The organism is Cellulomonas phragmiteti (genome assembly GCF_016862775.1).
In the GTDB taxonomy this organism is placed as follows: Bacteria; Actinomycetota; Actinomycetes; order Actinomycetales; family Cellulomonadaceae; genus Cellulomonas; species Cellulomonas phragmiteti.
The window spans coordinates 15,906-28,425 of record NZ_BONP01000035.1; the positions used below are offsets into that span (position 1 = coordinate 15,906).

General features: G+C 74.5%; 11 protein-coding genes. 6 read left to right on the top strand and 5 right to left on the bottom strand.

Annotated features, from left to right (window positions below; translation table 11 throughout):
* Positions 1–7: 7 nt before the first annotated feature.
* Both Cph01nite_RS17700 and Cph01nite_RS17705 read right to left on the bottom strand, forming a co-directional pair.
* A complete protein-coding gene (locus Cph01nite_RS17700) occupies positions 8–1,597 on the bottom strand; it encodes a glycoside hydrolase family 26 protein (RefSeq protein WP_203676109.1) in 1,590 nt (529 codons plus the stop codon).
* Positions 1,590–3,140, bottom strand: coding sequence for a glycosyltransferase (locus Cph01nite_RS17705; protein WP_203676116.1), 1,551 nt, complete (start codon positions 3,138–3,140; stop codon positions 1,590–1,592). Before Cph01nite_RS17705 ends, Cph01nite_RS17700 begins: the two co-directional genes overlap by 8 nt.
* A gap of 453 nt (positions 3,141–3,593) precedes the next feature.
* On the opposite strand from Cph01nite_RS17705, the gene Cph01nite_RS17710 reads away from it, so the two are divergent.
* Positions 3,594–4,940: an MFS transporter gene (locus Cph01nite_RS17710; RefSeq protein WP_203676119.1), complete on the top strand. Its 1,347-nt coding sequence runs from the start codon at positions 3,594–3,596 to the stop codon at positions 4,938–4,940.
* Entirely contained in the window at positions 4,937–5,965 is a 1,029-nt protein-coding gene (locus Cph01nite_RS17715; protein WP_203676122.1) for a phosphotransferase family protein, read from the top strand. The genes Cph01nite_RS17710 and Cph01nite_RS17715 overlap by 4 nt, the downstream gene beginning before the upstream one ends.
* 21 nt (positions 5,966–5,986) lie before the next feature.
* Here Cph01nite_RS17715 and Cph01nite_RS17720 read toward each other — a convergent pair whose 3' ends face one another.
* The 3 genes from Cph01nite_RS17720 to Cph01nite_RS17730 all read right to left on the bottom strand — a co-directional run bounded on the left by Cph01nite_RS17720 (position 5,987) and on the right by Cph01nite_RS17730 (position 8,268).
* Positions 5,987–7,270: an MFS transporter gene (locus Cph01nite_RS17720; protein ID WP_203676124.1), complete on the bottom strand. Its 1,284-nt coding sequence runs from the start codon at positions 7,268–7,270 to the stop codon at positions 5,987–5,989.
* Positions 7,271–7,333: 63 nt separating this feature from the next.
* Entirely contained in the window at positions 7,334–7,837 is a 504-nt protein-coding gene (locus Cph01nite_RS17725) for a gluconokinase (RefSeq protein WP_239069349.1), read from the bottom strand.
* Between the two features lie 95 nt (positions 7,838–7,932).
* Positions 7,933–8,268, bottom strand: coding sequence for a YtxH domain-containing protein (locus tag Cph01nite_RS17730; RefSeq protein ID WP_203676126.1), 336 nt, complete (start codon positions 8,266–8,268; stop codon positions 7,933–7,935).
* A gap of 216 nt (positions 8,269–8,484) precedes the next feature.
* Between Cph01nite_RS17730 and Cph01nite_RS17735 the strand changes: the two genes are divergently transcribed.
* The 4 genes from Cph01nite_RS17735 to Cph01nite_RS17745 all read left to right on the top strand — a co-directional run bounded on the left by Cph01nite_RS17735 (position 8,485) and on the right by Cph01nite_RS17745 (position 12,471).
* The gene (locus tag Cph01nite_RS17735; RefSeq protein ID WP_203676128.1) at positions 8,485–10,206 is read left to right on the top strand and encodes a cation:proton antiporter; all 1,722 of its coding nucleotides are present in this window, start codon (positions 8,485–8,487) and stop codon (positions 10,204–10,206) included.
* Positions 10,207–10,250: 44 nt separating this feature from the next.
* A complete protein-coding gene (locus Cph01nite_RS17740; RefSeq protein ID WP_203676130.1) occupies positions 10,251–11,984 on the top strand; it encodes an FAD-dependent oxidoreductase in 1,734 nt (577 codons plus the stop codon).
* A gap of 32 nt (positions 11,985–12,016) precedes the next feature.
* Positions 12,017–12,136 carry a DUF8730 family Cys-rich protein gene (locus Cph01nite_RS19420; protein ID WP_505661176.1) on the top strand — a complete coding sequence of 40 codons (120 nt, stop codon included), beginning with the start codon at positions 12,017–12,019 and terminating at the stop codon, positions 12,134–12,136.
* Positions 12,137–12,201: 65 nt separating this feature from the next.
* Positions 12,202–12,471 carry a metal-sensitive transcriptional regulator gene (locus tag Cph01nite_RS17745; RefSeq protein ID WP_203676138.1) on the top strand — a complete coding sequence of 90 codons (270 nt, stop codon included), beginning with the start codon at positions 12,202–12,204 and terminating at the stop codon, positions 12,469–12,471.
* Positions 12,472–12,520: the final 49 nt, after the last annotated feature.

Genomic DNA, 12,520 nt, shown 5'->3' on the forward strand with positions numbered 1-12,520 from the left:
AGGAGGGTCAGGGGCCGGGGACGAAGCCGGCGGAGGGGTCGGCGATGCCGTCGACGAACGCCTGCCGGGAGTCGTCGCGCGAGGTGATGCGCCAGTCGTTGGTGACGCGCTGCCCCTCGCTGATCGTCGTGACGGTGTGGTGGAACCACACGAACCCGATGACGTCGGCGTTCTGCGGCTGCGCGAGGGCGCGGAACAGGTCGCGCACCCAGGCCGGCTTGTTGCCGCCGGCCTCCGACGCCCCGATCTCCGCGAGGATGATCGGCTTGTCGGTGATGGCACGCAGCTGGTCCAGCGAGGCGTCGAACGTCCACGCGAAGGTGGGCGTCTGCGCCGCGTCGTACGGCGGGCGGTAGTACCCGGTCAGCCCGACCCAGTCGACGTACGCGTCACCCGGGTACAGGCTCTGCGTGTACGCGAGCGGCTGGTTGAGCTTGGGCAGGCGGTTGACGATGTTCGGGGCCCAGACCCACAGGGCGTACTCGTTGGCGCCCTCGGCCTCGAAGATCTCGTGCACGTGCCGCCACATGCGGACGAAGTCGCCGCGGTTGTTGCCGTTGACCTGGGCCCCGTTGATGCCCTGCTCCGACCAGGGGTACCAGGACCCGTTCATCTCGTGGTTCAGCCGGATGGCGACCGGCAGACCGAGCTCGGCGACGTCCCGCGCGTACTGCCGCAGGTAGTCGTCGAACTCGCCGTCGATGATGCGGGGCAGCGAGTACTCGGGGGCGTTCGGCTGGCCGTTGGACGCCACCATGGGCCGCGACTCCCACGTGACCATGGGCAGCACGCCCTTGGTCCAGGAGCGGGTGACCGCGTCGGGACGGAACGGGGTGTCCCAGCCCTGGAAGTACCCGGCGAGGTCCGGCTCGACGCCGACGGTCGCCGCGACCTCGTCGTGCTCGGCCCACGAGAACGGCGACTGGGCCGTGTAGAGGCCGAAGTACCGGTCGGCCGGGCGCAGGAGTGCGTCCCGGGCCGGTGCCGTCGGCCGGACCGGCAGGGCGGCCTCGGCGCGTGCGGCCGCGGCCGCACGGGCGAACTCCACCTGGGAGCGCGCGGTGGCCTCCCGGATCGCCGCGCCCTCGGCGGCACCCCGGGCCTCGGCGAGCTGACGCTCGAGCGCGGCCTTCTGGTCGGTCCGGGCCTGCGCGGCGGCACGCTCGGCGGCGGCCTTGGCGGAGCCGCGCGCGGCGGCGGCGGCCTTCTCGGCAGCGGCCTTCTCCTGGCCCTGCTGCCGCCCGGCGGCCTTGTCGGCCTCCGCCTTCTGCGCGGCGGCGGCCTTCTCGGCAGCGGCCTTCTCCTGGCCGCTGGCGGCGCCGGCGGCCCGCTCGGCGGCGGCCTTCTCCTGGGAGGCCCGCAGGTTCGCGATCTCGTCGTCACGGTCGGCGAGGACCGCCGCGAGGTCGGCGTTCTCCTGCTCGAGCTGCTTCTCGGCCTCCGTCCTCAGGGGGCCGGGTGTCGCACCCGAGGGCGACAGCCAGACGAGGCCGGTGACCACGCCCAGCGCGAGGGCGAGGACGAAGGCCGACAGCTTGCCGACGAGTCCGAGGCGGCCGCTGAGGGTCCACCAGTGGGTCGAGGTGTGCTCAGACATAGGTCACCGCCATGAGGGCGAACATGAGGATCCCGATCAGGTAGGGGACGAGGACGAGGGGGTTGCGGCGGCGCGCCGCCGGGGTGGCCTGCACCTGCGCGCGGGCCCGGGTCCCGGTGCGCAGCGCCACGCGGCCGCCCGCGGCCGGCTGCGCACCGGGCAGCACGGACGTGCGCGGCACGGCGGGCCCGGCCTGCGTGGGCACCCCGGGCCGGTCGACGACGTCCACGGGGGCGGAGCCGGGCGCGGTGCCCTCGAGCTCGGCCATGAGGTCGTCGTCGGAGGCGTCCTTCTGCCCGGCGACGTACGCACCGGCCCGGGTGCCCCAGCCGGCGACGTGCGCCATGCGGAAGAACCCGATGATCCGGATGGGCATGAGGAACAGGGTCGAGACGATGATGAAGACGGGCAGCCGCAGGAAGTCCGAGGGCTTCTCCTGCAGGTGCCGGATCTGGCGGATCGCCATGGACAGCACGGACGACACGACCATGAGGCCGACGACCCAGGCGACGCCCTGCACGCCCGTCGTCGTCTGCAGGATCGCCTGGTAGAGGTTGATGCCGGTGCCGGAGACCGCGCGGTAGATCCAGCCGACGACGGTCCCGAAGAGCAGGAACGGCAGGATGATGTCGACGAGGAAGAAGATCGCCAGCACGGGCGCGTGGCCGAGCATCCACGGCAGCATGCGCAGGGTGTTGTACTGGCTGCCGCGCGACCAGCGCAGCTGCTGCTTGTAGAGCTTGCGCAGCTCCAGCGGGGCGTCGGTGTAGACGAGGCTGGTGTGCTGGTACACGGTCCGGTAGCCGGCCTTGAGCGTGAGGTTCGTCAGGGTGCGGTCGTCCGACACCTCGAGGAACACGCCGAGGAACTTCTCGGTCATGAACTTGTCCATGACCTGCATGAGGATGTGCCGGCGGAACGCGATGGTGCGTCCGGGCAGGCAGCCCACCTGCCCCAGCACGGACTGCGCGGGCATCGAGTAGAGCGCGCGGGTGTTCTCGAGCCAGTCCGCCCAGCGGGTGATCCACGAGCGGGTGGGCTCGAGGATGCGCTGACGCGTCGTGACGCCGCCCACCGACGCGTCGGCGAACGGCTTGACGAGCTCGTCGAGCGTGCCGTCGGTCCACACGGTGTCGGAGTCGACGAGCACGGTGACGTCGCCGCGCGACATCTGGGTGCCGATCTTGACGGCGTTGCGCTTGCCCGGGATCGGGGTGTGGACGCGCTGCACGACGGGACCGAACTCGTCGCACACGGCCTCGAGCCCCGGGTTGGGCGCGCCGTTGATGACGACGATGACCTCGTCGGGCTGCTGCTCGACGATGCGGTGCAGGACGTCCCGGAAGAGGTCGAGCGGCTCGTCGACCACGGGGACGACGACGCTCGTGCTGATCCGGTGCGGGGCGGTGAACGGGCGGTAGCGCCGCGAGAGCACCACCTTGAGGATCCAGAGTGCCCAGACGATGGTCGAGAAGACGGCGAACAGGTAGATCTCGTTCTGGCCCTCGAACATGTGCCGGAGCTGCAGGATGAAGATGAACACGGTTCTCCTGTGCAGACCTGACGGGGGGACGAGCTGCCCGACGCCGTCGGCGATGCAGCGGGACGACCGGACGGGGGTCCGGCGGGCGGCCGGTGGGGCCGCGGTTCCCGAGGGAGCGGTGGCGCCGGGACGGGTGCGACCCGTCCTCGTCCTGCGCCGGTTGCTGAGCGCCGCTGGTGTGCGGCGCGTCGTCGGTGGTCCCACTGTGCAACCCCGTCGGGGGAATGCGAAACCCGTTCGCACCAACGGGATTGAAACGACTCATCGGACATTTGTCCAGGTCGTGGGCGACAAATCGGGTCACCGCGCAGGTCAGCGGCGACGCCGGTCACGACTGCTGTCAACACTCGATGTGACGCTCATCTCACACCGGGCCGACCGCCTCCGCGGCCTCCCGCCGCGACCCGCGCACCGCCGTCGGGCGATGTCGCCGACGGATGCGACAGTGGTGCCATGCTCCAGCCCTACCGGGACGTGCTCGCGCGTCCGGGCGCGTTCGCGTTCTCCGCCACCGGGGTCGTCGCACGCCTGCCCATGTCGATGGTCGGCATCGGCATCGTCCTCATGGTCTCCGCCCTCTACGAGTCCTACGGCCTCGCCGGGCGCGTGTCCGCCGCCGTCGTCATCGCCCAGGCGATCGGCGCCCCGCAGATCGCCCGCCTCGTCGACCGCCACGGCCAGGCGCGCGTCATGCGACCCGCCGTCGTCGTGTCCGCGGTGAGCCTCACCGCGCTCGTGGTGGCCGCGACCCTGCGCGCCCCCACGGTCTGGCTGTACGTCACGGCCGTGCTCGTGGGCGCCACGATCGGGTCGTTCGGGTCACTCGTGCGCGCCCGCTGGAACCACGCCCTCGGCGACGACCCGCGACGCGTGCACACGGCCTACTCCCTGGAGTCGGCGCTCGACGAGCTCGTGTTCGTGATCGGCCCCGTCGCCGCGACGCTGCTGGCCACGAGCGTGTCGCCCGCCGCCGGGCTCGTCGTGCCGATCGTCGCGATGGTCGTCGGAGGGCTCGCCTTCCTCGCCCTGCGGCGCACCGAGCCGCCGGTCGCCCCCGCCCACGAGCCGCGCCCGCGGGGCACCGTGCTGCGGCGCCCCGGCATGGTCGTCATCATCCTGGTGTTCGTCGCGATCGGGTCGATCTTCGGCGCCACCGACGTCGCGACCGTCGCGTTCGCCGAGGAGTCCGGCCGCAAGGAGCTCGCCGGCGTCATCCTCGCGGTCTTCGCGCTCGGGTCGCTCATCTCGGGGCTGCTGTACGGGGCCCGGCACTGGGTCTCCCCGCTGCACCGGCGGTTCGCGATCGGCGTGGTGGCGCTCGCCGTCGGGGTCTGCGCGTTCTTCCTCGCGCAGAGCCTGTGGGTCCTGGCGGCCGCCATGTTCGTCGCCGGCTTCGCCATCGCGCCGTCGATCATCAACGGCAACGCGCTCGTGGCCGAGCTGGTCCCGCCCGGGAGGCTCACCGAGGGCCTGACCTGGGTCGGCACCGGGTTGAGCATCGGGGTGTCCGTCGGCGCCTCGGTCGCCGGCAGCCGGATCGACGCCGGCGGGTCCCACGCCGGCTTCCTCGTGGTCGTCGCCTCCGGTGCCGCCGCGCTCGTCGCGACCCTCGTCGCCCTGCCGTCGATGCGCCGGCAGGCCGCGCTCCGCCGCGCCGCCGGCGAGGCCCGCGCCGACGGCGCCGAGCGCGACGCCGTGTCGGTCGAGGACGAGCCGCCCAGCGCGACCGCGGGCGCCACCGTCGCCGCGTGCGAGCTCGCGACCGACCGCACCGCCGGGCGGCCGGGCCCGGCAGGATGAGCACCGCACCGGCAGGTCACGTGCCGGACGACCTGCTCGACCGCCTCGCCCGGGTCGTCGCACCTCTCGGGACCCTCGTCGAGGCCGTTCGGCTCACCGGCGGGCTGTTCGCGACGACGCACCGCGTCACGCTCGCGGACGGTTCGCGCGTCGTCGTGAAGACCGCACCGACCACGACCGGGACCCTCCTGACGTACGAGCACCGCCTCGTGCGCTCCGAGGCCCTGGTGTACGGGCGGGTCGCGGACCGCCCCGACCTGCTGATGCCGCGGCTGCTGCGGTTCGACGAGTCGGGCGCCGACCTGCCGGGGGACGTCGTCGTCGCGGAGCACCTGGACGGGGTGCCGTGGCAGGACGCGGGGTTCGGGCCGGTCGCCGAGGACCCCCGCGCGGCGCGGGCGCAGCGCGACCTCGGGGCGTTCATCGCCCGGCTGCACACGGTCACCGGCGACCGGTTCGGGTACGTCGGTGCGGTGGACGCGCCCGGCGGTGCGGCCGACCCGGCGGGCAGCCGGTTGCACGGCGACACGTGGCCGGAGGCGTTCGGACGCATGGTCGAGGCCGTCCTGCACGACGCCGGGCGCTGGGGCGTGGACCTGCGACCCGGTGACGTCCGGCGCGTCCTGGCACGGCACCACGACGCGCTGGCCCAGGTCACCACGCCCGTCCTCGTGCACGGGGACCTGTGGCCGGGCAACCTCTTCGTCGCCGCGGACGGCGCCCTCGTCGGCGTCATCGACCCCGAGCGGGCACTGTGGGCTGACCCGCTGATGGAGCTGGTCGGCGCCGACCAGTTCGGCCGCGGCGACGTCGCCCCGGGGCTGCGGGCCGGCCACGAGCAGGTCGCCCCCCTGGACCTGGAGAGCTCCGGCGCGCGCGTCCGGTTCCTGCTCTACCGCCTGTACATGAGCGCGATCCTGCACGTCGAGTGCGTCCCCCGGGCGTACGCGGGCGACTTCGGCGACTGGTACCGGCGGACGTCGGGCGAGCTGCTGGCGTGGACGCTGGACGCGCTGGACTCCTGACCGCCGGTGTCGTGCGACGTCCTACGGCGTCGGGTGCCGCGCGTCGTAGTGCCAGAACGTGCGCTGCGCGCGCACCAGCAGCGCCAGCAGGACGACGCACGTCACGCCGCCGATCACGGCCGCCCCGCCCTCGCCGACGCGCGTCGACAGCGCGCCCAGCGCCAGCTCCCCCAGCCGCGGCCCGCCGGCGACGACGACGACGAACACGCCCTGCAGCCGGCCGCGCATGTCGTCGGGCGTCGCCGTCTGCAGGATCGTCTGGCGGAACACCGACGACACCGCGTCGGACGCCCCGGCCAGGGCGAGCGTCAGCACGGCGAGCGCCAGCGCGACGGGCAGCACGCCGTCGGGCGTCGTGCGGCCCGCGGCGACGAGCACGACGCCGAACGCGACGATCGACAGACCCCACGCCGCGATCGCCCCGGCGATGACGCGGCCCTGCCAGCGCACGCGCGCCAGCCCACCGGAGAACAGGCCGGCCAGGATGCCGCCGACGGCGATGGCCGCCGTCAGCACCCCCGTCGTCGTCTCGCCACCGCCGAGGTACAGCACGCCGACGGCGGGGAAGAGCACGCGCGGCATCGCGGTGACCATGGCGACGACGTCGACGAGGAACGTCATCCGGACGTTCGGCTGCGTCCCCAGGTACCGCAGGCCGTCCACGACGGACCCGAGCCCCAGGCGTGCGCGGCGGTGCTCCGACGGCTCGGGCGGCACGGGCGGCAGGCGCAGCAGCGCCGCGAGGGCGAACGTGAACAGGACCGCGTCGACCGCGTACGCCCACACGTAGCCGATGCCCGCGACGAGCGCGGCGCCCGCCAGCGGGCCGAGCGTGAGGGCGACGTTCCAGCCCATCGTCTGCAGGGCGTTGGCCGCGGGCATCAGCCGCGGCTCGAGCAGGCGCGGGACGATCGCTGCCCGGGCGGGCGCGTTGACGGCCCCGGCGGCCGACTGGACGGCCACCAGCGCGTACAGCACCCCGACGTGCGCGGTGCCGGCCGCGGCCTGGACGACGAGCGCGAGCACCGCGGCCCAGGACACGACCGACGCCACGAGTGCCACGGTCCGGCGGTCGTAGTGGTCGACGAGCGCGCCGCCGTACAGCCCGAACACGACGAGCGGGACCAGCGCGCACAGGCCCAGGACGCCGACGGCGAGCGTCGACGCCGTCAGCGCGTACACCTGCAGGCCCACGGCGACGACCGTGAGCTGCGCACCGAGGTTCGCGACGGACAGGCCCAGCCACAGCCGGCGGAACGCCGGGCTGGTCCGCACCGGGGTCAGGTCGACGAGGAGCCCACGCACCGCAGCACCCTACGTTGCTCGGGGCAACCACCCGCCCCGGTGCCGGGCGTGCGACGGTGAGCCTCAGGCGGTCAGGGCGGCCAGGGCGTCGCTCACGACGACGTCGGGCGGGCCGACGACCGGGACGGTCACCCCGTCCTCGTCCGGGCGCAGGGGCTCGAGGGTCGCGAGCTGCGACTCCAGCAGGCTCGGTGGCATCCAGTGGCCGGCGCGGTGGACGATGCGCTCGCGCAGCGCCTCGACGGGCACGTCGAGCAGCACGAACCGCACGCGGCCCTGCGCCTCGCGCAGCACCTCGCGGTAGGCGCCGCGCAGCGCCGAGCAGGCGACGACCGTCGACGTCCCGGCCGCGGCGTGCTCGTCCATCGCGGCGCGCACGGCCCGCAGCCACGGCCACCGGTCGTCGTCGACCAGCGGGGTGCCCGCGCTCATCTTGGCGACGTTGCCCGGGGGGTGCAGCGCGTCCCCCTCGAGGAACGGCCGGCCCAGGCGGTCGGCCAGCGTCTGGCCCACCGTCGACTTGCCGGTCCCGGACACGCCCATGACGACCAGATGCTCCACGTCCACACACCCACCCTGCCATCCCGCGGGGTCGAGCCGGACCCCGCCCACCGACCGGCCCGCGCGGGGCCGGGGCGCGCGCCTCGGCCCCGCCGCAGGGGTCAGAGCCGGGAGGTGTCGGGGTTGGCGTCGTCGGCGTCGACGAGCGGCCCGTCGGCCGGCTCCCACGTCGCCGTGTCCGCCGCCTCGCCGGACGAGTCGCCGCCCGAGAACTTCGCCTTGGCGGTCGAGACCGCCTTGTCCTTCAGGGCACCGCCCTGGGTCTTCGCGAAGTCCGCGGCCGCGTGCTCGGCGTCCTGGACGTACCCCTGGACGCGCGGGTCGTGCCACGTGCCCGACGCCCAGGTCTTGATCTTCTCGAACTGCTGCCGACCGGCCCGGGTGCCCAGCAGGTACCCGACCCCGGTGCCGACGACGAACGCGAGCTTGCCCTTCATGGGTGTCCTCCTTCGCACCGGCCGCCTCCGGCCGGTGGTCGTGTGGTCGTACGAGGGCGGGCGAGCGACCGGCGGGGCACGACGAGCGGCGCCCCACCGGGCCACGTCGCCGGAGCCACCGAGCGTAGGTCCGCGCGGGCGCGCACGCGCGGCGAACGCCTCGGTCGTAGGTTCGGTCCCGGGGGCACCGTGCCCCGCGCCGATCCGAGGTGACGCATGGACCTGCTCGTGCCCGCCGTCCTCGCCGTGCTGGTGATCGTCGCCGTGACGTCGTGGGCGCCACGCGTCGGCGTCGCGGCGCCGCTGCTGCTCGTGCTCATCGGCGTGGGCGTCAGCGTCCTGCCGGTCGTCCCGGCGATCGAGGTCTCCCCCGAGTGGGTCCTGGGCGTCGTGCTGCCCCCGCTGCTGTACTCGTCGGCCACGACCATGCCGACCATGGACTTCCGGCGGGACTTCCGCACGATCTCGGCGTTCTCCGTCGTGCTCGTCGTCGTCTCGGCGGTCGTCGTCGGGGTCGTGCTCGACCACCTGCTGCCGGACATCGGGCTGGCGACGGGCATCGCCATCGGCGCGATCGTGAGCCCGACGGACGCCGTCGCGACGTCGATCGTGCGCAAGGCCGGCGTCTCGCCGCGCATCGTCACCGTCCTGGAGGGCGAGTCGCTCCTCAACGACGCCTCGGCGCTCGTGCTGCTGCGCTCCGCGATCGTCGCGACGGCCGGGACCGTGTCGCTGTGGGGCGTCGCGGGCGACTTCGTGTTCGCGGTCGTCGTGGCGGTGGCCGTCGGGTACGTCGTGGGACGCCTGCACGTGTGGGCGCGCGGACGCCTGACGCAGACGACGTCGAACGTCGCGATCTCGTTCGTCGTGCCGTTCGTCGCGTTCCTGCCCGCCGAGCACCTGGGCGCGTCCGGGCTGGTCGCCGCCGTGACGGCCGGGCTCGTGACGGGGCACGCGGCACCGCGGGCGCTGCGGGCCCGCGACCGCATGACGGAGCACGCGGTGTGGCGCACGATCGAGCTGCTGCTCGAGGGCGCGGTCTTCCTGCTCATGGGGCTGGAGGTGGTCGCGCTCGTCCAGGACGTGCAGGACGCGCACGGCAGCGTCGCGGTGGCGCTGGGCCTCGGCGCGCTCACGGCCACGCTGGTGGTCGCGGTGCGGTCGGTGTTCGTCGGGTGGTCGGTGTGGGAGCTGGGCCGGCGGGCCGCGCGCGACCCGCAGGTGCGCGACTGGCTGGAGGACGCCCAGGCCCGGCTCGACGCGGGCAGGCCGGTGGACCCGCCGCACGGCCCGCGGCGCCGGCGGACGTCGGCCGCGGGGACCGCCGAGGTCGGGCGGCGCGTCCGTCGTCGGATCGCCGACATCGACTACCTCACCGCGGAGCGGTTCGGCGCCCGCGAGGGCGTGGTGCTGGTGTGGGCCGGCATGCGCGGCGTCGTCACGCTCGCCGCGGCGCAGTCGCTGCCGTCGGACACCCCGCAGCGGTCGTTGCTGGTGCTCGTCGCCTTCGTCGTGGCGGCGGGCACGCTCCTCGTGCAGGGCGCCACGCTGCCGTGGGTCACGCGACGGCTGGGCCTGACGGGTCGCGAGGAGGACGACGCGGACGCGCTGGCCGCGCTGCGCGTCGAGCTGCACCGGGCGGCGCTCGAGCGGCTGGAGGACCCGGCCCTGCGCCAGCCCGACGGCACCCCGTACCCCGCGGCGGTGGTCGAGCGGGAGCGGGCACGTGTCGCGGAGCTCGACGTGTCGGCCGAGGAGGACGCGGAGATGCACGCGCGCGACCGCGCCGCCGACCTGCGGCTGCGCGTCCAGGTGCTCACGACGCAGCGCGACGAGCTGCTGCACCTGCGCGACCTGGGCACGTTCCCGTCGTCGACGCTGGACCGGGCGCTCGCCGAGCTGGACGCCGTCCAGGTGGGCATCGAGCTGACGACCTGACGCGCGACTTGAGGTCCAGATACCCCCGGGGGTATGTTGAGGCCATGACGACCACGCCGAGCACCTCCGCCGCGCCGCCGCACGCCCCGGCGCGCCGCCTCGTGATCGTCGGCGGCGTCGCCGGCGGCATGAGCGCGGCCGCGCGCGCACGGCGCCTGGACGAGGACGCACGGATCGTCGTGCTCGAGCAGTCCCCGTACGTCTCGTTCGCCAACTGCGGGCTGCCCTACCACCTGTCCGGCGAGATCGCCGAGCGCTCCGACCTGCTGCTGCACACCGCCGAGAGCCTGCGTGCCGCCCTGGACCTCGACGTCCGCACCGGGCACCGCGTGACGGCCGTCGACACCGCCGCGCGCACCGTCACGGTCGCCACGGCCGACGGCACCTACGACGAGGAGTACGACGCCCTGCTGCTCGCGCCCGGCGCGGTCGCGGTCCGCCCGCCGATCACCGGTCTCGACCACCCGGCGGTGCACGCGCTGCGCACCGTGCCCGACGTCGACGCCCTGCGCGGCCGCGTCGACACGGTCCTCGCCGCGGCGTCCGCCTCCGGGCGGGTAGCGCGCGCCGTCGTCGTCGGCGCCGGCTTCATCGGCCTCGAGGCGGTCGAGGCCCTCGTCGCGCGCGGGCTCGAGGTCGAGCTCGTCGAGCTCGCCGACCACGTGCTGCCCCCGCTGGACGCCGAGCTCGCCCCGCTGCTCGCCCAGGAGCTGCGGGCGCACGGCGTCGGCCTGCACCTGGGCACGTCCGTCACCGCCGTGACCGACGGCGCGCCCGAGGGCACCGTCACGGTGACGCTGTCCGACGCGCGCACGCTGCCCGCCGACCTCGTCGTGGTCAACGTGGGCGTGCGCCCCGCGAGCGACCTGGCACGCGACGCCGGGCTGGAGCTCTCGCCGCGCGGCGCGATCCGCGTCGACGACGACCACCGCACGTCCGACCCGCACGTCTGGGCCGTCGGCGACGCCATCGAGGTCCGGCACGCCGTCACGGGCGACGCCGGCCCCGTGCCGCTGGCCGGGCCCGCGAACCGGCAGGGCCGCCGCGCGGCGGACTCGATGCTGGGGCACCGCACGACCCCGCAGGCGCCCGTACAGGGCACCGCGATCGTCCGCGTCTTCGGCCTCACGGCCGCCGTCACCGGCGCGAGCCAGGCCGTGCTGACGCGCGCGGGCATCGAGCACGAGGTCGTCCACGTGCACCCGAAGCACCACGCGGGGTACTTCCCGGGCGCCGAGTCCGTGCACCTCGTCGCGTCGTTCGCCCCGGACGGCCGCCTGCTCGGCGCGCAGGGCGTGGGCCGCGACGGCGTGGACAAGCGCATCGACGTCCTGGCCACGGCGCTGCGCGCCGGCATGACCGCGGACGACCTCGCGGAGCTCGAGCTCGCGTACGCCCCGCCGTACGGCTCGGCCAAGGACCCCGTCAACATGCTGGGGTTCGTGGCGCAGAACGCACTCGACGGCACCATGCCCCAGTGGCAGGCGGCCGATCTCGACGAGGTCCTGGCCACCTCGCTGGTCCTGGACGTCAGGTCCGCGGCCGAGCGCGCCGTCGCACACCTGCCCGCCTCCCTGCACGTCCCGCACACCGAGCTGCGCACGCGCCTCGACGAGGTCCGGGACGCGGCCGCCGGACGGCCCGTCAGCGTGCACTGCGCGAGCGGGGTCCGCTCCTACCTGGCGACCCGCATCCTGCGGGGCGCCGGCATCGACGCCCGCAACCTGTCCGGCGGCTGGCTCACCCTCGAGGCCCTGCGACCCGACGTCGCAGCCTGATCAGCCCTCCCCCCACCAGATCGGAGACCGACATGTGCTACCCCACCCCGTGCGCGACCTGCGGACGCACCACCTGGGACGGCTGCGGCATGCACGCCGACGACGTCATGGCGTCCCTGCCGCCGGCCGCGCGCTGCACCTGCCGCCGGTGACGGCACCCGGCCCGGCGGTACCCGCCGGGGTATCGTCCTGGCGTACCACGACAAGGAGCAGCGCCATGGAGCTCGACCCGGACGAGATGACCAAGGTCACCCACCGCCTCAAGCGCGCCCAGGGGCAGCTGGCCGGCGTGATCCGCATGCTCGAGGAGGGCCGGGACTGCGAGGACGTCGTCACGCAGCTCTCCGCGGTCTCCCGCGCCCTCGACCGCGCGGGGTTCGCGATCATCGCGACCGGCATGCGGCAGTGCATGACCCGCGAGCCGGGCTCGGAGCAGGAGACGCTCGACGTGGCGAAGCTGGAGAAGCTCTTCCTGTCGCTGGCCTGAGGCTAGGTAGGGCGCACCTTTCTCTGTGCGAGTCACCCCGCGACGAGGG